This is a genomic window from Arthrobacter sp. NA-172 (genome assembly GCF_043952055.1).
Classification (GTDB): Bacteria; Actinomycetota; Actinomycetes; order Actinomycetales; family Micrococcaceae; genus Arthrobacter.
Genome location: NZ_JBINOT010000001.1, coordinates 838982 through 861615 on the forward strand (window position 1 = coordinate 838982; position 22634 = coordinate 861615).

The 22634-nt window shown below is 64.1% G+C and carries 17 protein-coding genes and 8 pseudogenes; 13 read left to right on the forward strand and 12 right to left on the reverse strand.

What is annotated here, in order from left to right; all coding sequences use genetic code 11:
* The first annotated feature begins 16 nt into the window (after window positions 1-16).
* Together ACF0H6_RS04210 and ACF0H6_RS04215 are read left to right on the forward strand one after the other, a co-directional pair.
* Complete coding sequence (locus tag ACF0H6_RS04210) at window positions 17-1150, forward strand: LLM class flavin-dependent oxidoreductase (protein ID WP_395248577.1); 1134 nt, start codon at window positions 17-19, stop codon at window positions 1148-1150.
* A gap of 2 nt (window positions 1151-1152) precedes the next feature.
* Window positions 1153-1611: a MarR family winged helix-turn-helix transcriptional regulator gene (locus ACF0H6_RS04215; protein ID WP_395249872.1), complete on the forward strand. Its 459-nt coding sequence runs from the start codon at window positions 1153-1155 to the stop codon at window positions 1609-1611.
* Between the two features lie 48 nt (window positions 1612-1659).
* Here ACF0H6_RS04215 and ACF0H6_RS04220 read toward each other — a convergent pair whose 3' ends face one another.
* Complete coding sequence (locus tag ACF0H6_RS04220) at window positions 1660-2466, reverse strand: transglutaminase family protein (RefSeq protein WP_395248578.1); 807 nt, start codon at window positions 2464-2466, stop codon at window positions 1660-1662.
* 80 nt (window positions 2467-2546) lie between these two features.
* The gene (locus ACF0H6_RS04225) at window positions 2547-3362 is read right to left on the reverse strand and encodes a hypothetical protein (RefSeq protein WP_395248579.1); all 816 of its coding nucleotides are present in this window, start codon (window positions 3360-3362) and stop codon (window positions 2547-2549) included.
* 118 nt (window positions 3363-3480) lie between these two features.
* Here ACF0H6_RS04225 and ACF0H6_RS04230 point away from each other — a divergent pair.
* The 4 genes and pseudogenes from ACF0H6_RS04230 to ACF0H6_RS04245 all read left to right on the forward strand — a co-directional run bounded on the left by ACF0H6_RS04230 (window position 3481) and on the right by ACF0H6_RS04245 (window position 5530).
* Window positions 3481-4150 (forward strand): annotated as a pseudogene (locus ACF0H6_RS04230) (DUF1684 domain-containing protein).
* Between the two features lie 23 nt (window positions 4151-4173).
* A complete protein-coding gene (locus tag ACF0H6_RS04235; RefSeq protein WP_395248580.1) occupies window positions 4174-4857 on the forward strand; it encodes a fumarylacetoacetate hydrolase family protein in 684 nt (227 codons plus the stop codon).
* Window positions 4858-4870: 13 nt separating this feature from the next.
* Window positions 4871-5026 (forward strand): fumarylacetoacetate hydrolase family protein, encoded by a 156-nt coding sequence (locus ACF0H6_RS04240; protein ID WP_395248581.1) that lies wholly within the window; start codon window positions 4871-4873, stop codon window positions 5024-5026.
* A 12-nt stretch (window positions 5027-5038) separates the two neighbouring features.
* On the forward strand, window positions 5039-5530 hold the full coding sequence (locus tag ACF0H6_RS04245; RefSeq protein WP_395248582.1) for a GtrA family protein: 492 nt from the start codon (window positions 5039-5041) through the stop codon (window positions 5528-5530).
* Between the two features lie 13 nt (window positions 5531-5543).
* Here ACF0H6_RS04245 and ACF0H6_RS04250 read toward each other — a convergent pair whose 3' ends face one another.
* The 6 genes and pseudogenes from ACF0H6_RS04250 to ACF0H6_RS04275 form a co-directional block, all read right to left on the reverse strand.
* Window positions 5544-6701: a cysteine desulfurase family protein gene (locus ACF0H6_RS04250; RefSeq protein WP_395249873.1), complete on the reverse strand. Its 1158-nt coding sequence runs from the start codon at window positions 6699-6701 to the stop codon at window positions 5544-5546.
* Between the two features lie 36 nt (window positions 6702-6737).
* A pseudogene (gene nadC / locus ACF0H6_RS04255) lies at window positions 6738-7604 on the reverse strand (carboxylating nicotinate-nucleotide diphosphorylase); the annotation flags it as partial.
* Window positions 7597-9323 (reverse strand): annotated as a pseudogene (nadB, locus tag ACF0H6_RS04260) (L-aspartate oxidase). The pseudogenes nadC and nadB, both read right to left, overlap by 8 nt.
* Before the next feature lie 37 nt (window positions 9324-9360).
* Window positions 9361-10668 carry a quinolinate synthase NadA gene (nadA, locus tag ACF0H6_RS04265; RefSeq protein WP_395248583.1) on the reverse strand — a complete coding sequence of 436 codons (1308 nt, stop codon included), beginning with the start codon at window positions 10666-10668 and terminating at the stop codon, window positions 9361-9363.
* Complete coding sequence (locus tag ACF0H6_RS04270; protein WP_395248584.1) at window positions 10665-11375, reverse strand: NUDIX hydrolase; 711 nt, start codon at window positions 11373-11375, stop codon at window positions 10665-10667. The genes nadA and ACF0H6_RS04270 overlap by 4 nt, the downstream gene beginning before the upstream one ends.
* Before the next feature lie 92 nt (window positions 11376-11467).
* Window positions 11468-11950, reverse strand: coding sequence for an Lrp/AsnC family transcriptional regulator (locus ACF0H6_RS04275; protein ID WP_395248585.1), 483 nt, complete (start codon window positions 11948-11950; stop codon window positions 11468-11470).
* Between the two features lie 174 nt (window positions 11951-12124).
* Here ACF0H6_RS04275 and ACF0H6_RS04280 point away from each other — a divergent pair, with 174 nt between their 5' ends.
* From ACF0H6_RS04280 to ACF0H6_RS04300, 5 genes and pseudogenes are all read left to right on the forward strand, one after another.
* Window positions 12125-13507 carry an amino acid permease gene (locus ACF0H6_RS04280; RefSeq protein WP_395248586.1) on the forward strand — a complete coding sequence of 461 codons (1383 nt, stop codon included), beginning with the start codon at window positions 12125-12127 and terminating at the stop codon, window positions 13505-13507.
* Window positions 13508-13628: 121 nt separating this feature from the next.
* A pseudogene (locus ACF0H6_RS04285) lies at window positions 13629-14667 on the forward strand (thiamine pyrophosphate-dependent enzyme).
* A complete protein-coding gene (locus ACF0H6_RS04290) occupies window positions 14660-15697 on the forward strand; it encodes an alpha-ketoacid dehydrogenase subunit beta (RefSeq protein ID WP_395248587.1) in 1038 nt (345 codons plus the stop codon). Before ACF0H6_RS04285 ends, ACF0H6_RS04290 begins: the two are co-directional and overlap by 8 nt.
* Window positions 15690-16018: pseudogene (locus ACF0H6_RS04295) on the forward strand (biotin/lipoyl-containing protein). Before ACF0H6_RS04290 ends, ACF0H6_RS04295 begins: the two are co-directional and overlap by 8 nt.
* A 4-nt stretch (window positions 16019-16022) precedes the next feature.
* A pseudogene (locus ACF0H6_RS04300) lies at window positions 16023-16855 on the forward strand (alpha/beta fold hydrolase).
* 12 nt (window positions 16856-16867) lie between these two features.
* On the opposite strand, the gene ACF0H6_RS04305 reads toward ACF0H6_RS04300, so the two are convergent.
* A complete protein-coding gene (locus tag ACF0H6_RS04305; protein ID WP_395248588.1) occupies window positions 16868-17188 on the reverse strand; it encodes a MarR family transcriptional regulator in 321 nt (106 codons plus the stop codon).
* A 174-nt stretch (window positions 17189-17362) separates the two neighbouring features.
* On the opposite strand from ACF0H6_RS04305, the gene ACF0H6_RS04310 reads away from it, so the two are divergent.
* Window positions 17363-18112, forward strand: a complete 750-nt coding sequence (locus ACF0H6_RS04310; protein ID WP_395248589.1) for a phosphoribosyltransferase — start codon at window positions 17363-17365, stop codon at window positions 18110-18112.
* Window positions 18113-18181: 69 nt separating this feature from the next.
* Here the strand turns inward: ACF0H6_RS04310 and hpaB are convergent.
* A pseudogene (hpaB, locus tag ACF0H6_RS04315) lies at window positions 18182-19788 on the reverse strand (4-hydroxyphenylacetate 3-monooxygenase, oxygenase component).
* A complete protein-coding gene (locus tag ACF0H6_RS04320; protein WP_395248590.1) occupies window positions 19709-20266 on the reverse strand; it encodes a flavin reductase family protein in 558 nt (185 codons plus the stop codon). The pseudogene hpaB and the gene ACF0H6_RS04320 overlap by 80 nt, the downstream one beginning before the upstream one ends.
* Window positions 20267-20413: 147 nt before the next feature.
* Between ACF0H6_RS04320 and ACF0H6_RS04325 the strand changes: the two are divergent.
* A pseudogene (locus tag ACF0H6_RS04325) lies at window positions 20414-21149 on the forward strand (IclR family transcriptional regulator).
* Window positions 21150-21188: 39 nt separating this feature from the next.
* Here the strand turns inward: ACF0H6_RS04325 and ACF0H6_RS04330 are convergent.
* A complete protein-coding gene (locus tag ACF0H6_RS04330) occupies window positions 21189-22574 on the reverse strand; it encodes an MFS transporter (RefSeq protein ID WP_395249874.1) in 1386 nt (461 codons plus the stop codon).
* Window positions 22575-22634: the final 60 nt, after the last annotated feature.

The following is a 22634-nucleotide window of genomic DNA, read 5'->3' on the forward strand; positions in this document are numbered from 1 at the left end:
GGCAGAAAGGCACATCATGGAGATCGGCGTATTCAGCGTCAGCGACATCACCACTGACCCCACCACGGGCCACACCCCCACGGAAAACGAGCGCATCAAGGCCTCCGTGGCCATCGCCAAGAAGGTTGAAGAGATCGGCATGGATGTCTATGCGATCGGCGAGCACCACAACCGCCCCTTCTTCTCATCGTCCCCCACCACCACCTTGGCCTACATCGCGGCACAGACGGAACGCATCACGCTGTCCACGGCCACCACGCTGATCACCACGAATGACCCCGTGAAGATCGCCGAAGACTTCGCCATGCTCCAGCACCTGGCAGATGGCCGCGTGGACCTCATCATGGGCCGCGGCAACACGGCGCCGGTGTACCCCTGGTTCGGCAAGAACATCCAGGATGGGATCGAACTCGCCGTTGAAAACTACTCCCTGCTGCGCCGCCTCTGGGACGAGGAAACGGTGAACTGGAGCGGCAAGTACCGCACCCCGCTGCAGAACTTCACGTCCACGCCCCGCCCGCTCGACGGCGTCGCCCCCTTTGTCTGGCACGGCTCCATCCGGAGTCCCCAGATCGCGGAGCTCGCCGCATATTATGGCGACGGCTTCTTCGCCAACAACATCTTCTGGCCCAAGGAGCACTACCAGCAGCTCATTGGCCTGTACCGCGAACGCTATGAGCACTACGGCCACGGCAAGGCAGACCAGGCCATCGTGGGACTCGGCGGGCAGTTCTTCATGCGCAAGAACTCCCAGGACGCCGTCAAGGAGTTCCGTCCTTACTTCGACAACGCTCCGGTCTATGGCCACGGGCCCTCGCTGGAGGACTTCACCTCCCAGACCCCGCTGACCGTCGGCAGCCCGCAGGAAGTCATCGAAAAGACCCTCACTTTCCGCGAGTACTTCGGCGACTACCAGCGCCAGCTGTTCCTGGTTGACCACGCGGGCTTGCCGCTGAAGACCGTCCTGGAGCAACTGGACCTCTTCGGCGAAGAAGTCTTGCCGGTCCTGCGCAAGGAGTTCGAGGACCGCAAGCCGGCCCACGTACCGGACGCTCCAACTCACGCTTCGCGGGTCGCCGCGTCGCTCGCCGGTGCTTCCAGTGACGATCTGGCCGATCCCGTCACAGAATCCGCCAGGAGGGATGTGTGAGCATCAAAGCGCCATCCTCGTCGTCCGTGCGCCTTGCCGCCGAAACCTGGGAGTCCTTGTTCCGCTCCCAGGTGGCGGTGATGCGCCGGCTCCAGGCCGGGCCGGCGTTCAAGAAGCTGCCCATCAGGGAGTACGACGTTCTGTTCACCCTTTCGCGGTGCCCTACGGGCAAACTCCGGTTGAACGAGATCAACGATCACGTCCTGCTCAGCCAGTCCAGCCTGAGCCGGCTGGTGGATCGCTTGGAGAATCGCGGATTGGTGGAACGCAGCATTGCCCCCGACGACGGCCGCGGGATCCTGCTCGGGCTGACGGCGGCCGGGCAGGAGCTGCAAAAGGAGATCGGCCGCGAGCACGTCCGCGATATCGCCGATCTTGTGGCTCCGGCCCTCACAGCCGACGAGCAGCGGGAGCTTCTCCGGCTGACCGAAAAGCTGCAGGCGTTCGTCGCGAGCAAGTAGGAAGTTGCCGCTGCCGCTCCTGCTGCTGTCGCAGCTTTGGAGGGGCGCCTAGCGCAGGACGATGAGCTTTGCCGGATCCTCATCCGGCAGCTCGTCGGCCACCACCGCGGTAACCTTCAGGCTCTTCAACGACAGGCTGCCGCCCACCGTGGAAAGGAACGCGGTGTCCGAGGAATCGCGTCCGGCGGTGATGCGGAGCATGGCTTCGCGCGGGGCCAGGCCAGTGGGGTCGATCACATACCAGGTTCCGTCAATGTGCGCTTCTGCCACCGCGTGGAAGTCCATGGGGCTCAATCCCGGCGCATACACCGCAGCGAGCCGGGCCGGGATGTCTTTGGAGCGGAGGAGGGCGATGGCCAAGTGGGCGAAATCCCGGCAAACACCTTTGCGGTGCAGGAGCGTTTCCACCGCACCGTCCGTCCCCCGCGAGGAACCGCTCACATAACGAAGTTCATCGTGGACCCAGTTCCGGACTGCCTGTAGCAACTCTTCGCCATGCAGGCCCCCGAACTCCGCGTACGACGTCGGAAGCAGCCGGTCCGACTCGGCATAGCGGCTGGGCCGCACGTAACGGATGAGCTCCATCCGCGAGGGCTCGTCGGGGACGCCGAAACCCTCCACTGAGGCGCGATAGTCGACCGTCACCTCGCTGGGCTCAGCGAACTCCATGTAATGGAAACGCCCACCATGGTGGTCCGTCAGCTCAGTGAGCGGAACGGCTTCGCCTTCCACCGTGACAGACAGCTCTTCAGTCAACGAGTCGTAGCCTGAATTGCTGGCCACAGCGATTGCCATGGCCACCTTGGTATTCGCGACGGTCTTAAAAACGAGCTGCGCAGCAACGTTGCGTTCCATGGATCTCCGGAGGGTTGCGGCTGGACAACCCGTTAAATATCCAGGGTTGGCGCCGGCGTGTTGATAAGTCAATCGTTGTTCTACAGATTGATCTTCAGAGACAGTAGCATCCGCTGGACATTGGCGAATTCCGAACTCTGGTCAACGTACTTGGCGGCTTGGTCGAGGGTGTCAAAAGACTTCGCAGGGGCAACTACTTCGTCCGTGGCAAAGGGATGCACGGACGGCATATCGCCGAAGTAGTAGTTGCCCTTTCCTGCTGGGCCCATCACAAGGTTCCTGAGCTGGCAGGCCTGGCCATCCGATCCGGCCACGATGTTGGTGATGCCGTACGAACCGAAGAATTTGTAGCCCTGAATGACCCGGAAAACTACGTGCGGAGGAATCGTGGAATCACCGTCGGCATGGGGCAAGTCAATAGGAACGCTGTTGACTACCACGTAAGGGCGCTTGGCGGCCGGGCTGCAATCAGCCGGGCTCGCCGTGGGCAGACCGGTGGCCAGGGTTGCCAGATAACCGCCCTTGGCGTCCTTAACTACGATTTTCAGAGCGCCCGGCATCGAACCGGCGTCGGGCGTGGCCGATTGCGCGATCCAGTCGCTCGGGAGATCAAAGCTGACGGTCTTGGCCGTGTCCGAGTAGGTTTTCCACGACGACGCCGTTGGTCCCGGCGTCGCGGTACTTCCAGCGGAGGGATTTCCCGAAGCAGTGGAACCGCCCGACGGCGTGGCCGTACTGGCGCCCGACGCTGCCGGGGTTCCGGGTGCCGTGCTGGAACCAGCCGTCCACACTGGCCCGCCTGCGCCGCCCCCGGAACTGCAGCCGGCCGCGGTTGCGACGATGAGCGCACCCAGGACGGCGACTGAAATCTTCAACGGGATCCGCTTCGCTCTCATGCCCACCAGCCTAACGGGGCAGCACCGCCGACTCCCCGTCCGGGTCGGCGTTTCGCGACGACAAGCCGCCAAGAGGGTAGGGCGCCGCTTGCCCGCACCGTGGGACTAGGCTGGACGCATGTCTCCCAATCAGTTTGATGAGGACGAAAACAATGTGGCGGGAATCTCCGCGGTCGATATCGCGGACTGGCGTTTGCGTACATTCGCCTTGTACGACGAGGTACGTAAGATTGCGGTGACCGACCCCTTCCAAGCCCATGTCTACTGGCGCCAGGAAACGCGACCGCATGTTCGGAACGCATGCAGCGTCGGCATTGACTCCAGCCAGCAAGCAAGCTTTCTCGGGCCTCCGCACCGCAGACTATGATTCCCGCTATCGCCGCTACGCCACATTGTCGCCGGAAGGCGCCGGCCAGGAGATGAACGTCCAGACTGGTACCGACGGCGTGGTCCCGTTCGTGCGCCTGGGCACTTTCGATCTCGACGAGCTTGGCTCGCTGGCTGTCTGGCGCCTCCGCAGCTACGGCGGCGGCATCTTCGTACCTTTCCGCGACGCCACAGCAGGCAAACCCGGAGGGAGCTACGGCGCTGGCAGATACCTGCTGGACACCATCAAGGGCGCTTTCCACGGCCTTCGGGGATCCGGGCAACAGGAGTTCGTACTCGACTTCAATTTCGGCTACAACCCGTCCTGCGCGTACAACGAGGCCTGGGCCTGCCCGCTGGCCGGGCCGGCGAATCGCCTGGCCGCGGACATCCCGGTCGGAGAGCTTTACCTTCCGGCCTAGCTTAGAGGACGTAGGATGTCTTCATGACTTCTTCACGTTCACGTCGGATTGCCCGCGTCCGTCCGCTCTCCCCTGCCGCGCCGGACGAACAATTCTTCGTGGAGAACGACGCCGTCGACTTCGCCTCCCCCGCCGGCCGAAGCTGGAAAGTGGTGGATAGCCCCTTTCAGGGCTCGCCGGCTAATTCCAACAGCGCGGCGCGGAGCGGGTGGCACACGGGCGCGGAGGTTTCGGAGGATGCATTTGCTTTCCTGGCTCCGTCTGTCCCTGCCAACGTTTTCGGAATGGCACACAACACCGGCCAGCCCGGCCGGGACCTGCCTGCGCAGGCGTTCCACAAGGCCGCCACGAGTGTGATCGGACCGGGCGACGCCATCGAACTCGCCTCGGACGTGGGCTACGTGGACCCCGAAGCGGAACTGACCGCCGTCGTCGGCCGCAAAGTCCGAGGGCTGACGCTCGGCAACGCGCGCGAGGCCATCCTGGGCCTCACGATCGGCAATGATGTCTCGGCGCGGGACCTGCAGAAGACCGACGAACTATGGATCAGCGCCAAGAGCCAGGACACCTTCACCCCTGCCGGACCATGGATCGTGACTGACCTGAACGACAGCGATCTTTCGATCGGCATCGTGCACAATGGCCGGGAGTTGCGGACGGCCAGTTCCGCCGACCTCGGCTGGAAAGTGGACGAGATCCTGGTCTGACCTGAGCTCGTTCATGACCTTGCACCCGGGCGACCTGGTGCTCACGGGATTCCCTGCAGAATGCGCCCGGATCCAACCCGGCGACACAGTGACCTGCCGAGTCGAGGGCATCGGGGAGCTCAGCAACCCGGTCAAAGCCGCTTCTTGGGAGAAACACAGCTTGGTGTGACAGGCTTGTGACATGGAGTCCCCTGCCGCGCCCGCCGCTGACCCGCGGCAGACATTCCTCTCGAGGACAGCGGCAAGCAAGCGCCGCAAAGGTGTACTGCGCTATCCGGTGGTCCGCCAGCTCATCCGTTTCACCGGCGTCGGGATCATATGCACCGCGACGTCGCTGGCGCTTTACGCGCTGTTCCGCCCATGGATGGGCCCGCAATTTGCCAACGCCGCAGCACTGATCATCACTTCGCTCATGAACACGGCGCTCAACCGGCGGCTGACCTTCAAAATCACCGGCAACCGGAAAAGGACCCGGGACCATCTGAACGGGCTGATCGTGATCGCGGTGGCGTTGGTCATCACAGGCGGGAGCCTTGGCATACTCCATGCGTTCCGCCCCGACGCCACCCTCGAGGAGGACCTCTGGACCACCACGCTGTCCGGATTCGTCGCCACGGCCGTGCGGTTCACGATGCTGCGGCACTGGATTTTCCGCAGGGCACGCAACGCCTGATCCACCGTTGGCGTCAGCGTCGGCCGAGCCCCTGCACGCTCCCGACGGCGGCAGCCACGGCTTCCGCGGCTTCCTCCAGCTCCGCTTGAGTCACCGTCGAGTTGAAGCTGAAGCGCACGGCCGTGTGGGCTACCTCGGGCTCAATTCCCAAAGCCAGCAGCACTGGAGAGGGCGCGTCCGAGCCCGCCGCACATGCCGATCCACTGGAACACACCACGCCTAGGCGCTCAAGCTCCAGGAGGACCGACTCTCCGCTGGTGCCCGGGAAACAGAAAGACGCAACTGAGGGCAGTCGCTGCGAGGGGTGACCGGTCAGCACGGCACCATGCACGGCTTCAAGGACAGAGCCGATGAAGGCATCCCGCAGCTCCGTGACACGCGCGGCGAGTCCTGACAGCTCGGCGTGGGCCATCGTCAAGGCCGTGGCGAGTGCAACGGCACCCGCAACGTTTTCCGTTCCGGAGCGCCGGCCGCGCTCTTGGCCGCCGCCGTGAAGCAGCGGCTCGAGCTGCAGCCTTCCCTTCGCATAGAGCACCCCGCTGCCCTTTGGCGCGCCGAGTTTATGGCCCGAAATGCTGAGCGCGTCGACTCCCAGTTCCTTGACGTTTATCGGGAGCCACCCGGCGGCTTGGACGGCATCCGTGTGGAAGGGCACGCCGTGTTCCGCGGCCACCTCCGCGAGTTGCCGCACGGGCTGCACCGTTCCGATCTCGTTATTGGCATACATGATGCTGATGAGGGCCGTCTCCGGACGCAGGGCAGCCCGGAGCGCCTCAGCCGTCACTACACCGTGCCGGTCCACGGGGACCACGTCCAGTTCGAACCCATGGACGCGATGCAGGTAAAGCGCGGATTCCTCGACGGCGGGATGCTCGATGGCGCTGATGACGACGCGATTCAGGGAGGGATCCGCCGCGCGTCTCGCGAGGGCGATTCCTTTCACCGCCAGGTTGTCCGCCTCTGTACCGCCGGAAGTGAAGGTGATCTCCCCCGGCCGGCAGCCCAGTGCCTTAGCTACCGCCGCGCGGGCCGCGGACAACGCGTTCGCGGCTGCTTCGCCGAGGCTGTGATGGCTCGAGGGATTGCCGAATTCCCCCGTCAGATACGGCCACATCGCTTCGAGCACTTCCCTGCGGACGGGTGTGGTCGCCGCGGCGTCGAGGAAGATCATGGCGTCAGCCGGAAGAACCAGGGATGGGTCGGGCGTCACGTCGAGCGTCACGTCCAGGCCCAGATCCAGGGCGTTGACACTGTGCGTGAGTCCGCCGATGGAAATAACATCCACTCCCGTGGCGGCGATTTCCGTCACAGTGTTGACGTTGACGTTGCCGCTCGCCTCGACGACGGCGCGCCCCGCCACCTGCTTCACGCCTGCACGGAGCTCCTCAATCGAGAAGTTGTCCAGCATGATCGTGTCCACACCGGCCGCCAGTACGGGTTCGATCTGCTCGGCACTGTCCACTTCAACTTCGAAGTGCGTGGTGTGGCCCAGCTGGGCCTTGGCGGCTTTGAGGAGTGCGGTCAACTTGGTGGAATCGCCACCAGTCATCACCGCCAAGTGGTTGTCCTTGGCCAGAACGGCATCGGACAAGCTGTAGCGGTGGTTGGCTCCCCCGCCGCAGCGCACGGCATAGCGTTCCAGGACACGCAGCCCTGGGGTCGTTTTCCGCGTGTCCGTGATGCGTGCTTTGGTGCCGTCCACCAGTCTGACGAATTCAGCGGTCTTGGTGGCAATGGCGCTCATGCGCTGGGCAAGGTTGAGCCCCACGCGTTCGGCCAGCAACACCGAGCGGGCGCGGCCACTGACCTTGGCGAGGTGGGTTCCGGCGTCGAACGCTTCACCGTCAGCGAGCAGCAGTTCCACTTCGGTGTCCGGGTCGATGATCAGCATGGCGTCGCGGAACACCGTTCCTCCGCTGAAGACCCCCGGGACCCGGGCATTCAGCACGGCGGTGGCCCGGGCTTCAGCGGGAATGAGCAGCTGGGAGGTGATGTCGCCGCTCGGCGCGTCCTCCGCGAAAGCCCGCTCCAGAATGTCCCGGACGGGTGTTGCGGGGAGGGTCAGGCTAGTCATTGACGAGGCTCGCTTTCCGGCGGATGGTGTATCTCTGGTTTGGTTCTTCAGGCAGCAATGCGGCATCGCTGTCACTGCGGTAGTGGGCGCCCAGCGATCCCTGCCGCGCCCCCGCAGCCCGCACCAACAACTGCGCAGCCAAAAGGAGGTTGGCATCCTCGTGCACCCGCGGGTCCACAGAATCCGAAACAGCCTCAGGAAGCACGACGTCGGCCCAAGCGTTGAGTGCCTCAGCCGCCTCCTCGAGCAACCCCCCGGTCCGGAGCACCCCGGCCTTGGCAGTCATCAACCGACGAAGGGCAGCGCGGCCGAATGGCGTCAAAGAATAATCAACCGACGCGGCGAGGCGACTATCGACTGGCGGTATCCCGGCAGCGTGCGTAAAAGCGAGGCCGCCCGCGGCCGAGCTAGCACGCAGAGGGTTGCCGTCAGGCGGCCCCAAAGGCGACCCGACAGCGTCGAGAAGGAAGGCTTCGACTGCCCGCCGCCCGAACACCAACCCTTCGAGCAAGGAGTTGCTGGCCAACCGGTTGGCGCCCTGCACGCCGGTGCACGCAACTTCGCCAGCGGCGAGCAGCCCTGGCACTGAAGTGCGGCCGTGCAGATCGGTGACGACGCCGCCCATCCAATAGTGGGCAGCCGGGGCGACCGGAACGGGCTCGAGGGTCCAGTCGATGCCGGCTTCGCGAGTCCGGGCGCTGAGCGTGGGGAAACGCTTCTCAAGGAAGCCCTCTCCCTTGTTCGCTTCCACGACCCGGGCGTCAAGGAAGACGTGACCGTTGGGATGACCCAGCGCAGCCAGGTGGAGGGCGATGCTGCGGGAGACGACGTCGCGCGGTGCTAATTCGGCGTCCGGGTGGTAGTCAGGCATGAATCGCTGGCCCTGGCGTCCACCAGGATGGCGCCTTCGCCTCGCACGGCTTCGGAGATCAGGAGGGGCTCGGCACTTTCTCCGGTGTTTCCGGCGGCCGAGAGCACCATGCTGGTCGGGTGGAACTGGAAGAACTCCAGGTCCGCGAGCTCAGCTCCTGCCCGCCAGGCGAGTGCGAGACCGTCGGCCGTTGCAACCGAAGGGTTGGTGGTCTGGGCAAAGAGCTGCCCCGCTCCACCAGTGGCAAGCAACACGGCATCGCCAAATACGCTTTCGAGGCGTCCGTTCCTCAGGAATTCAACCCCTGTCACCCGCCCCTCGGACTGGATCAGAGAGGTAGCTTGCGCATGCCCCAGCACCCGGATTTTTCCGGCTGCCTGCGCGTCCAGGACCGTGCGGATGAGCGCCTTCGCGACTCCTGCGCCCGTGGCGTCACCGCCTGCGTGCAGGATCCTTGGAGCAGAGTGGGCGGCTTCGAGCCCCAAGGCGGGATCGCCGTCGTCGTCCGCGTCAAAACGGACACCGAACCGCTCCAGCCCCATGATGTCCAAGCGCGCTTCGGTGCACAGCACCCGTACGGCTTCGTCGTTGCAGTGTCCCGCCCCGGCCTTGAGGGTGTCGGCGATGTGCGCGGCAACCGTATCACCGGGAGCCGGATCATCCAGCACTGCAGAAATGCCGCCCTGGGCGAAAAAGGTGTTGCTGTCCGCGAGCGCGCCTTTGCTGAGCAGGACGACGTCGGCACCGGCTTCGGCGGCCAGCAGGCCGGAATATAGTCCGGCAATACCGCTGCCGACGACGACGAGTCGTGGCCGCGCCGGCGTACCGGGTGTGCGTTCTGCAGTCATGTGAGGCTCGATTCGACTGGTTGCTACGGGGAGATACCTAGAGCGGACGCGCGGCGAGCATGCGTTCGAGGGCGATCTTGGCGTTGTCTTTGACGGAGTCGTCCACCGTGATGCGGTTGACCACGCGGCCTTCCACCAGCTCCTCAAGGACCCAGGCAAGGTAGCCGGGGTGGATGCGGTACATCGTGGAGCAGGGGCAGATCACCGGGTCCAGGCAGAAGATGGTGTGCTGCGGGTTCTCGGCGGCAAGGCGATTCACCATGTTGATTTCGGTGCCGATCGCAAACGTGGTGGGCTCGGTCGCGGCCGCAATGGCCTTCTTGATGAAGTCTGTGGAGCCTGCACCGTCTGCTGCGTCAACAACTTCCATGGGGCATTCGGGGTGCACAATGACGTTCACGCCCGGGAATTCGGCGCGGGCCTTCTCAATCTGGCCCACGTTGAAGCGCTTGTGGACCGAGCAGAAGCCGTGCCAGAGAATGACTCGGGAATCCATCAGGGTTTGCTGGTCGTTGCCGCCGAGTTCCTTGCGCGGGTTCCACATGGGCATCTGCTCCAGCGGCACGCCAAGGGCTTTGGCGGTGTTGCGGCCCAGGTGCTGGTCTGGGAAGAAGAGCACCCGCTGGCCGCGTTCGAAGGCCCATTCGAGCACCGTCTTGGCGTTGGAGGACGTGCAGACAATGCCGCCGTTGCGCCCACAGAATGCCTTCAATGCGGCCGAGGAGTTCATGTACGTGACGGGGATGACCGGCGCACGGCCCTCGGAATCAGGAGCGTTCCCGAAGAGCTCTTCCAGCTGTTCCCAGCACTCCTCCACTGAATCCTCGTCTGCCATGTCTGCCATGGAGCAGCCAGCGGCCAGGCTCGGCAGGATGACGGCCTGGTCCTCGCTGGAGAGAATGTCCGCGGTTTCGGCCATGAAGTGCACACCACAGAAGATGATGGCCTCGGCGTCGGGCTTGGTGAGCGCCGCGTTGGCCAGCTGGAAGGAGTCACCCACGAAATCCGCATACTGGACCACTTCGTCACGCTGGTAGAAGTGGCCGAGGATGACGGCACGGTCTCCCAGTGTCGCTTTCGCGGCGCGGATACGGACATCCAACTCGGCGTCAGTGGCCAGCTTGTACTCTTCGGGCAGCTGACCTTGGCGAGGGGTGGCCTTCGGGGCGTCGTCGGAGCTTGAGGCGCCGGGACCGTAAGCAGGGACGCCGGCGAGCGCCTCAGCGAGGTCGTATTCCCACGGGCCTTGGGCCAGCGCCGGGCTGCACGTCTCGCCCTTTGCCGACGAACCGCGTTCGGCTTCCTCCCGCGTAATCAGCTGGATCGCTGTGTTGACGCTGCTCATGGTGTGCTCCTAATGTCTGGCCCGAGACCGGGTGTGCCGGTAAAGCGATAGAGGCGTGGCGGGCGGTGTTTTCCGCCCTGGAGGTATTCGCCGGTCTCTTCGATTTCCGGCGCTCCCTTGATTTGCCGGCGGAAGTTCGCCGGGTCCAACCGACGGTCCAGGACAGCCTCATAGACTTCGCGGACCTGTGCAAGGGTGAAGAACTCCCCCAGCAAGTGATAGGCGATGGACCCGTAGGCCATCTTGTTGCGCAGCCGCCACAGGGCGTAGTCCACGATCGAGTTGTGATCGAAAGCCAGTTCCGAGAGCCTGTCTGCGCGAAACCAACGCACATTTTCGGACTCGTCGGCCAAGGCGGCTTCCGTGGGCTGAACCAAAGCCCAGTAGACGATCGAGACGACCCGCTGGGCGGGCGAGCGATGCAGGCCGCCGAACGCGTAGAGCTGTTCGAGGTAGTGCGGCGTCAAGCCCGTGGTTTCGCGCAGGTTCCGCGAAGCGGCATCCTGAAGCGAATCATCGTGCTGCAGCGGGCCCCCGGGCAGCGCCCACATGTCTTTGAACGGTTCCCGAATGCGGCGGACCAACGGCAGCCACAGCGTAGGGCGGCCAGAGCTTTCACTCGGGCGGAGGGCGAATATCACGGTCGATATGGCCAACGACGGCGGCGCGAGCCTGCGCTCTGCCACATTTGCGGAGTTGGCGTACACGGCATTTACCCCGCTTCGTTGCCCTAGGAATAGTTATAGTCAATATGACTAGAACTAATGGTACGACCACCACCGAACAGTTTCCAAATGTTTCACCCTGCGTTCTCCTTGGCAGCTGCTTCAAGCAGCGGCAAAGTGCGGCCCTGGAAATGGGTGTTCAGCACGATCACCGACGACGATCTGAGCACGGTCTTGGTGGCGATGAGCGAATCCAGTACGCGCTGCAGATCAGAGTTGGACTTGCCCACCACCCTGACCATGAGGTCCGAACTGCCGGAAACCGTGTGGATCTCAATGAGTTCGGGGATGGCTGCCAAGGCTTCGACGACGGCGTCGTGCCCCAAGTCCTGATTGATAGTCAAAGAGCAGAAGGCCACCACCGGATAACCGAAGCCGGCAGGGTCCGGCTGGGGAACCCACGGAGCCACCACTCCTCGTTCAGCCATTCTGTCCAGCCGCGACTGGACCGTAGCCCGTGCGACCTTCAAGACACGGGAAGCCTCAAGAACGGACGCCCTCGGAGAGTCGGTGAAAAAACGAACAACCTTTGCATCGAGCGCATCAACGGCTACCAATTTTCCCGACCTCCACACAGAAACTGTACAAATCGATACACAATTCTCCAATTCCAGTTCACATTGCATCAATCCTCCCACAGGTGTTCTTCGCCACTTTGCTGTGTGAAGCGGTAAATTCGATAAGTCCCATCAGGACCACCTGACAATCCGTCCACAAGAAGGTAAGCACGAATGACAACGAAGTCCGCCGCTGTTCAACCCGCCATTCATTCGGAAGGCCTTGGCCACTCGATGAAGCCGCGCCAACTCACCATGATGGGTTTGGGCAGTGCCATCGGCGCAGGACTGTTCCTCGGCTCTGGCGCCGGAATCCACGCCGCCGGACCCGCAGTGCTGATCTCCTACCTGGTAGCCGGCACGCTGATCATCCTGGTGATGTGGGCGTTGGGCGAGATGGCTGCCGCCAACCCCAACAGCGGCGCCTTCTCGGTCTATGCCGAAAAGGCCATGGGTAAGACCGCCGGATCCACAGTTGGCTGGCTATGGTGGCTGCAGCTTGTGGTGGTCATCGCCGCAGAGGCACTCGGCGCGGCAGGACTCCTGTTCTCCGTTTGGCCGATCATTCCCGTGTGGGCACTGGCTTTGGTCTTCATGGTGGCCTTTACCGCGATCAACCTCGCCGGAGTCAAGAACTTCGGCGAGTTCGAATTCTGGTTCGCTATCTTGAAGGTTGCCGCCATTGTGGTGTTCCTCATCATCGGCGCGGCACTGATCTTCGGCTGGCTGCCCGGCGTGGCTTCCCCGGGCCTCGGAAACATCACCGGCAATTTCGCTCCGTCCGGCTGGGCTGGAATTGCTACAGCGCTTTTCGTAGTGATTTTCGCCTTCGGTGGCACCGAAATCGTGAGCGTGGCGGCTGCCGAGACGCAGGACCCGGTCCGCAGCGTCGGCCAAGCTATTCGCACGGTTGTATGGCGCATCTTGGTTTTCTACATCGGCTCGGTCTTCGTCATCGCGGCCGTCCTGCCGTCAGACTCCGATGGATTGAAGTCGCCCTTTGCTGGTGTCCTGAACCTTGCGGGCATCCCGGGAGCCGGTACCACCATCACCCTTGTTGCCGTGGTTGCCTTGCTTTCGGCACTCAACGCGAACCTCTACGGCGCGTCGCGTATGGTCTTCTCCTTGTCCGAACGCGGCGAAGCACCCGCCTTCCTGTCGCAGCTGCGCGGCGCGCAGGTGCCCATGGCCGCCGTCGGGGTCTCTGTTGCATTCGGCTTCATCGCCGCGGTGCTGGAATTGCTCTTTCCCGACCACGTCCTGCCAGCCCTCCTCAACCTCGTAGGCTCCACGTGCCTCGTGGTGTGGGGCACCGCCCTCGTGTCCCAGCTGATCCTCCGCCGGCGTGCGGACCGCGAGGGAACTGAACTGCCCCTGCGAATGAAGGGATTCCCCTTCTTGACGATCTTCGGGCTGGCGCTGCTTGGCCTCATCTTCGTGGTGGGCTTCTCGAACGCCGAGAGTGCCGGCCAGTTGATCGGCACGTTCCTGCTGATCGCGGGCATCGCGCTGGCTTGCTGGATCGGCGCCAAGGTCAAGTCTGCACGAAACGCCTAACCCCGCGGGAGGTGCGCAAACTGCTATGCGTTTCACGCGAGCCGCTGGCAGTTCATGGCAGTTTGACTAGCCTCAAGTAGGCGGATTGCCCACGGCACGTACAGTGACTACGGTCACGTCCATGGACTCATTTCTTCCCGCTGTGGCCGCAGCCGACGCCGCGCCCCTGGCCTCAGAACAGCTCAGGGAGCTTTACTCCCTGATGGCTGCCGTTCGATACCTGGACACCTCGGCCGTCGCCTGGCAGCGTCAGGGAATCATTCCCGGCTATGCGCCCGAACTCGGCCAGGAAGCTGCCCAGGTCGGCAGTGCCTACGCCTTGGATACCGCCCGCGATTTCGCGTTTCCGACCTACCGCGAAATGGGCGTTGCCCGGACCATGGGCGTGGACATGGTGGCGTACATGTCCACTCACAAGGCAACGTGGCACGGCGGCATGTACGATCCCCTCGCAAGCCGCCTCGCGCCCATCCAGGCAGTGGTAGCCGGCTCGGTTCTCCATGCTGTCGGCTGGGCGCACGGCCAGACACTCGGCGGAAACGACGGCGTTGCCCTCGCCTACTTCGGCGACGGCGCCTCCTCCCAAGGCGATGTCCATGAGGCCATGAACTTCGCCGCCGTGATGAAGGCTCCCGTTGTCTTCTTCATCCAGAACAACGGCTGGGCGATCTCCGTACCCACGGAGCGGCAGGTAGCTGGCGGGTCCGTAGCCGCCCGCGCCGGAGGTTACGGCATCCCGGGCGTTCAGGTAGATGGTAACGATGTGGTGGCCGTCTATGAGGCCTCGCGCGACGCGTTCGCCCATTGCCGCGCGGGAAATGGCCCCGTGGTGGTCGAAGCGAGGACGTACCGCCGCGGCCCGCACTCCACAGCCGACGATCCCGGCCGGTACCTGGAGCCTCGACGACGAGCGCATCGACGCCGGCGAGGACCCGCTGGAGCGTCTCCGCAAGCGATTGCTCGCTGACGGCGTGGCGGACGAAGCCTTCTTCGCCGCGGCCCACGAAGCTGCCCAGGCGAGGAAGAAGTGATCCGTACGGGAATCGAAGCCCTCGGTTCCCGGCCCGGCAACGAGATGTTCGAATTCGTCTTCCAGGAAACCACCCCCGCTCTTGAAAACCAGGCCGACCCGTTGGCGCGAGGAGTCCGAACATGTCTGAGAGCATCACAGCCACCATCGAAGCCGAAGGAACCGCCGAGACGCGGCAGTCCACCCGGCTTTCCATGCAGCAGGCACTCAACCGGGCGCTGGACGAGGTCCTCACCACCGATCCAAAATCCCTCGTCTTCGGTGAGGACTGCGGCCAATTGGGCGGAGTCTTCCGCATCACCGACGGACTTCAGGCCAAGCACGGCGATTCCCGCGTTTTCGACACACCGCTCGCGGAGTCCGGCATCCTGGGTATGTCCGTGGGACTGGCCATGGCCGGCTTCCACCCGATCCCGGAGGTCCAGTTCGACGGTTTCGCGTATCCCGCGATCAACCAGATCGTGTGCCAGATCGCCCGGATGAACTACCGCAGCCGGGGCAAGGTGCCGATGCCCATCACGCTGCGCGTACCCAGCTTCGGCGGCATCCGCGCGCCGGAGCACCACGGCGAAAGCCTCGAGGCACTCTTCGCACACGTTCCGGGCCTCAAGGTGGTCTCGCCGTCGGACCCGCACGACGCCTACCACCTGCTCAAGTACGCGGCTTCGCGGCCCGACCCGGTGATCTTCATGGAGCCCAAGTCCCGCTATTGGCAAAAGGGCGACGTCGACGCGTCCGACGGCGGTACCCTCACCGGCGCCCGCATTGTCCGGCCAGGGCGGCACCTGACCCTCGTGGCCTGGGGTGCGATGGTGGCCCGGTGCCTGCAGGTTGCCGAACTCGCGGCGGAAGACGGAATCGACGTCGAGGTCCTGGATTTGCGTTGGCTCAAGCCGATCGACGCCGAATCCCTGGCGAGGTCCGTCGGGAAGACGCGGCGCGCCGTCGTCGTGCACGAAGCTCCGCTGACCTCAGGACTCGGTGCCGAAGTAGCCCAACTGATCACGCAGAGCTGCTTCGATACCCTCAAGGCACCTGTGGAGCGCGTTACCGGCTTCGACGTGCCGTATCCGTCCGGCGATCTGGAGGACGAATACATTCCGAACATTGACCGCATCCTCCTGGGGATCGAACGAGTACTGGAGTATCGACGTGGCTGAAATCAGCTTCCCCCTGCCCGATCTTGGCGAAGGCCTCATCGAAGCGACCGTGCTGGACTGGCTCGTCGCGCCGGGCGACCAGGTGAACGGAACCAGCCCCTCGTGGAGCTGGAAACGAGTAAATCCGCTCTCGAGTTGCCGAGTCCGCAGGCGGGTAAAGTGATCCGTATCCACGGTGCGCCGGGCGAGACCATCAACGTCGGTGAGCCGCTGGTGGTGTTCGAGGTGCCGGACAATACTGCCGGCATCGTGGGCACGGTTCCTAAGGAAGACGCACCCAAGCGCCGGGTCCGCCTGAGCGCCGTACTTGATGAGGACTGACACCATGAGCGGCAGGCACACAGGAGAGCACCTACATACGGTGGAAGGGACGGATCCGCATATTTTCGTGGAAGTCCATGAACCCGCCGCAGGGACCGATGCCGGACTGCGCCCCATCCTGTTGCTGCATGGATTCTCGTCTTCGAGCAAGCTCAACTGGGGCGACACGGGCTGGATTTCCACCCTTCAGGCAGCCGGCCGGCGCGTCATAACCGTGGACCTTCCGGGACACGGCCGCAGCGCTTCGCCGGAGGACCTGGAACTCTCTACTCCCCCAGCCGGATTCGCGCGGACCTTCTTCAGATAGTGTCCGACGCCGGTGTACGGCCATTGCGCGACGGCGATCCTGCCAGCGGGCTCGACGTCGTCGGCTATTCCTTGGGCTCCCGGCTCGCCCTGGAGTTCGGGGCAACCCAGCCGGAATTCGTCCACCGGCTGGTGCTGGGCGGCCCGAACAAGGAAGACCCGCTGGCGTCCTTCGACCTGGCGGCGGCACAGCGCTACCTCGCGGACGGCACAGCCGTTGAGGACGAGTCCACTGCGGGCTTGCTCAAAATGGCGCAGCTCTTGCCGAGCAACGATCTCTTTGCGCTCTTGTCCCTTATCGAGGCCATCAAGGGCGAACCGTACGATCCCGCGGAAGCCGTCCCGCACATGCCGATGCTGCTCGTGGCCGGCGACAAGGACGAACGGGCTGTCACCATGCCAGAGCTCGCTGCCATCGCGGCCCACGCCGGCGGCATGGTGGAACAGCTGCTCATCCCGGGCCGGAACCACAGCAATGCCGTGACCAGCAGGCTGTTCAAGGACGCGACGGTGGCATTCCTCGGCGTCTAGGACGGCTGGCTTCTACCGAGCCAGCCGCTCCGCGTTGAGTGTCATGCGCTCCAGCACGCTGAGGGCCATGGCATATTCGTCCATTCCGATCCCCATCGAGATGTCCAGCCGGGAGTCTTCGACGAGCCGCTGGGCTTCCGTGTTTTTGGCGTGACCCAGTTCGCTCAAGCTGATCCGGTCGTGAACCATGATGATCAGTCCGCGCCCCACCAGCGCGGCCAGCTCGCTTTCGCGACGTCGCGTATCGCTGCCCCAAAAGGGGTTGAGAACACCGTCAAGATCTCCTGGGCTGAGCGGCGCGTCGGCCAGGACATTGAGGGTTTGCCACTGCATCCGGCTGAGTTTCAATCTCGCCAAGGTGCTGTCCAGATGCGCGTCCAATGCGGCATCCAGCGTTTCATCCAGTAACCGATGGGCTTGTTCACACGGCCAATCGTGGCAGCGCGGAGCGGTCCCGGCAAGAAAGGTAGGCTTGTTTCAGCGCCGGATGACGTGGAAATGAGACGAATGGGCATGCGCTTCAAGGACCGTGCGGAGGCCGGACGCCATTTGGCAGCCGTGCTGGCACAGCTCCGGGAACGGCCGGACACCATCCTGCTGGGTCTCGCCCGCGGTGGTGTCCCCGTCGCGGCGGCTGCCGCCGTCGAGCTTGACCAACCCTATGGTGCCGTCTTGGTGCGCAAACTTGGCATTCCGGGGCGCGAAGAAACAGCGTTCGGCGCCCTCGCCTGTCTCAACGGCAGGATTGTCCGTATGGTCAACCGGCCCCTCATCGAACGCATGCGTCAGCACGGAATTCTTCAGGATTCGCTCGTCGCCGTTGAGGCGCGCGAGCGGGGCGAACTCCTGCGGCGTGTGGAAACCTACCCGGCTATCAGCTTCGATCTCTCGGGCAAAACCGTAGTACTCGTTGACGACGGTCTGGCCACAGGAGCAACAATGCGGGCAGCGGTCGAGGCTGTCCGCGCAGGCGGCGCGGTGACCGTGGTGGCGGCTGTTCCGGTTTCCTCCTTGGAGGCGCAAGCCTCGATCAGCCGCGTGTGCGACGCCATGATGTGCCTGCACACGCCGGGTAGGTTCCACGCCGTGGGTGCGTTCTACGAGCATTTCGAACAGTTGACCGACGACGACGCCGTGCGGCTCCTGGAAGCGGGCGGGCGTCTAATGGCACACGCGTCCGGAGTGGGCCCGCGTATTCTCGACGCACATCCGGCCTCGCGCGCCGCTAAATCCATTTCGACGCGGGAATTCCGGTAGCGCCAGTCATTTACTGCGTCGGCATAGAGAACCTGCAGTGATGGGGTCGTTCTCGCCCGCGCGGCGCGTTCAGTCTTGCCGCTCGAGGAATTCCCGGACGCGGGCGCGGGCCGGTTCGCGGTCATAGCTGTTGACGAGGGCACCAGCCATGCGGACGGGATCGCCAAAGAAGAAATACTCGTACAGCGCCTGCGGCCGGCAAATGAAGAAATGCTGGCGTCGAAGGCAAGCTTGAAGAGGCGCACGCGCTCCGGGCCCGTCAGGGTCTTCGCCTGCAGGTAGAGCTCAATATCCGGCAATGCATCGCTGGCCACGTCGGCTTCGCCGGGCAGCGCCATCAGCCCTGACGCGGAGAATTTGCGGATGATCGCCGGGAAACGCTGGGCAACCTTGGGGTACCAGTTCCGGGCTGCATTCAGGGTGGGCCAATGCGGCAGGAATACGCCATCCGGGCTGGGAGCAGCTTGAGCCTCCGCGGCCACCATCAGGGCCTTGCCGATTTCAACCGTCTCGATCAGCTCAGCCAGATCTTCCTGGATGTGCTGGAAGCCGTCAATCCCGATCGATGCCGCGATCTCCGAGGCGAGGCCCAGGAAGAACTCGCTCTTCGCAATGGTCCGCGTCACCACTTGATGGGTCATAAGGGCGCCGGCGCCTGTCTCCGAGTAGAAGGCGTTGCACAATTCCGGATGGCCGAGCATGAAGATCCGCTCGTTGGGAACAAACACATGATCGAAAACCACGACGGCGTCCATCTCCTCGAAGCGGCTCGCGAGGGGCTCGTCGTGCGTACTTCCGCCGTTGTAAAGGGAGCTCCGGCACAGGTAGCGCATTCCCGGCGCGTCATTCGGGAGGGCGAAGGCGTAGGAGTACGGAGCGTCTTCCGGCGTCGCGCGAAGGAGGGTCGAAGGGAACACGAGGAGCTCGTCGGCGATTGGGGCGATGGTTGCGAGCATGCGCGCACCGTGGACAACGATTCCATCCTCACGCTCCTCCACTACCCTGGCCGAGAGCTGCCCGCCGAGTTGTTCGGATCCGGACACCGAGCGGTTGACTTGCGGCGGAATCAGGGTGTGCGTGGCAAGCAGATCGTTCTCGCGGCAATGTTCGTAGTATTTGCGGATGTTTTCGCCGAACATCGGATCAGCCTGGGCAAACCACTTTTCCGCAGCCGAGAGCGCCGTAAGCGCACCGTTCATGTAGTCGCCGGTCCGGCCCAGGAATCCGTGGGAGTATTCCGCCCAAGTGCGGATTGCCGCATGCCGGCGCTCGAGGTCCTCCTTGCTGCGCGGCACGAGGAACGAGGCACTCACCCGATCACCCGTGGTCGGGGATTCATAGGTGAGGGCGTCCGCATACTTCGGGTCATGCTGCATATCGAAGAGCTTCGCGTACGTGCGGGCCACGTTCCTGAAGGACGGGTGGTCAGCGATCTTTTCGGTCACCATTTCGCCGTCGATCAGGACGTGCGGGGTCATCGCGTTGAGTTTGTCCAGGTACTGCTGTCCGGTCCGGATTCCCATGGTTGCCTCCAATGATGGTTGAGCTGAAACGGCATTATTGTGACGAATGCGGCATTCCGGGCGCCGCGGGCAACTACAGAAGGTCCTCCATTCCCAATTGGCTTTCCGGAATGGTGGTGAAGGAACTGTTGGCGAAGGCAAGCGCGTCGCCATTGCGGTAATTGAAGTCCACCACTTCGCCCAGATAAAGGGTGTGGTCTCCGCCGTCGTAGGCGGCCCACGGCTTGCATTCGAAATAGGCGAGCACATTCGAGAGCCGGGGTGCCGTGCCGCCTTCGACCCACAGGGGTTCCGGCCCTGGCCGCCCCGCGAAGTGCAAGGCGAGCTGTTGTTGCTCAGCCCCCAGGATGTTGACGCTGAAGGGCCGCCCGGGGAGCTCGTCGTGGGCTTTCGTCGTGCGGGCGATGCTCACGAGTACCAGCGGGGGCTCCATGGACACCGAGGTGAAGGAATTGACGGTGATGCCATGACGTTTGCTGGTTCCACCTACTCCAGGGGCACCGTCGAACGTCACAATGGCGACGCCCGTGGCAAACCGGCCGAGGCTACCGCGGAAATGATGTGCCCGCGGCCGCGTGGTGCGGCTCAAGGGGCCCGGTTCCCCATTGTGGCTGGACTTGGCAATCATCATTGGTTCCCGGCTGGAGATTGTTCCATATGCGAACCTGTTCTATATTTGAACAAGAAATTCTCATACAGAACCCTAGTCTCTTGCTTCTCACAGCACAAGACAAGAGGGCCGTCCGTGTGAGGACCCCAACATAGGATGGAGCGCATGATGTCTCCCAGCGCCGCGAACAATCTGCAGGAAACGACGGCGACCGTCTCGCCGTCGCAGACCCTCTCCCGCGGAATCCAGGCCTTGGAAATCCTGGCCGCCGCCGAGCGCTCCCTCACCATTGCAGAACTCGCCGGCGCCCTCGGCGTTCATCGCTCGGTGGCGTACCGGATCCTGCGCACCCTTGAGGACCATTCACTACTGGTGCGCGACGACGCCGGCCGCGTCCAGCCGGGCCCGGGCCTGGCGGTGCTGGCGCGAGGCGTCTCCCGCGATCTTCAGACGGCCGCGCTCCCCGAACTCACCCAGCTCGCAAACACCCTGATTATGACGGCCTTCGTGGCGGTCTGGGACCATCAGGACTGCGTCACATTGGTCACAGTGGAGCCGCGCCATTCGGCTGCGACTTTGGCCCAGCACCCGGGTACCCGCCACCCCGTCAACACCGGAGCGCCGGGTATCGCCATCCAGTCCACCATGAGCGAGGAAGAATGGGCCGCCCGCGCCCCCGGGTTGCCCTATCGGCCCGAAGCCGCGGAAGCACGCAGGCTCGGCTACGCCGCAAGCCACGACGAGGTCATCGCGGGACTGTCATCCTTAGCTGCCCCCATCCAGGTTTCCAGGCGGACGGCCCGCCGCGATCGCCGTCGTCTACATTCGCCGCGAACAGGACCAGGCAGCAGTCGGGGAGGCACTGGCCGCGAGTGCGGCGCGCATAGAGTCCCAGCTGGCGTAAGGACGGGGAGGTCAACCACCCTACGGTCGGGTGCTTGGCTTACGCCGGTTGGGTGCTTGGCCTCTGCCGAAGTATGAATCGCGCAACGATGCCGAGCACCAGGAGCGCGCCGGACGCTGCGGAGGACACCACAAAGGCAGCGGCTGGCCCCTGCGTTTGCGCCAGTTGGCCTGCAAAGTAGGCACCCAAAGCCGTACCCGCCACAATCCCGCTCGCCAAGGCCGTCATGACGGTGGCCATGCGGCCCGCCGGCGCCACCACTCCCCCGATACTGAAGACCGTCACCATGACGGGTCCCACAGGAATACCGAGCACCAGCAGGACTATGACCATGGGCCAGAGTCCGGCCGGCAGGAACAGCAAAAGGGAGAAAGCAGTCATCGCCCCCGCGGCAGCAACCCATCGGCTGGCCAGCCCGAAACGCTGTGGCCAGTAGGCGACCGAGAGGGCCGCGACAGCAGAACTCAGGCCCATGACGGAATACATCAGTCCGGCGATTTCCGCGGTCGCGAACTGGGCCGAAAAAGCGCTCAATGCATTCTGCGTGGCACCGAAGAACGTTCCCATGCAGACCATGGCCAACACGGGAATTGCCACCTTCACCAGTGAGCGAACGCTTGATTTCCGGCCCGCAGGACCGCTCCCGACGCCGGCCTGCGCCTTGCGCTTTGCCGGCACCACCGCCAACTGAGAAGGGTGGACGGCGAAAGCGGGCACCAAGGTGGCAGTGAGGACGGCAGCCAATCCCAGTGGTAGCCACGGTGCTACGAGGCTGGCCAGAATGCCGACCAGCGCCGGCCCCAGGACGAACGTGACCTCGTCAGCGGTTCCTTCGTAGGACAAGGCCGTGTCAAGGTCTGCTCGATTGGCTGCAACGCTGCCGGAACCAGCAGTTTTACCGCTGGCTCCGGAGCTCGGGTTCCGTGGGCTCGGGTTGCTTGTGCTCAGGTTGCGCGTGGTCAGGTTGCGCGTGGTCAGGGCCATCCACCTGACGCGGGCCATGGGACCCACCTGCGGGCAGCTCGCTCCGGACAGGAAGGCGGTCACCAGAATAGCGAGAGCGTCCGTAGGGACAGTGAAGTCGGGCGTCAGGTATGCGGCGAACAGGAGTGCAACAACCGTGGCGGCGTTGACGGCCGCGGCGACCAGCAGGACCGGGCGCTGGCCTACCCTGTCAGCCAGCGAACCGAGCACGGGCGCACCCAGTGCCGATCCGATGCCGACAGCTCCAGCTGCCAAGCCGCCAATGGCGTAAGAGTGGCTGACCGCCGTGACAAGGGTCAGCGTGCCAACGGTCAGCATGGCGAGGGGCAGCCTTGCGAAGAGCCCCAGCGGCAGGAAGCTTCGGCCGGCGAGTTCGGGCAGGCGCGCGAAGCGGCCGGGCAAACGCGAGCGGCGCGGCGCGGCCGGAGAACTAGCCGGCATCGCGGCCGCATCGCGGGATTTCACGCCGGGAGCTTCGGTGCCGGCTTCCTCAAGCTGAGG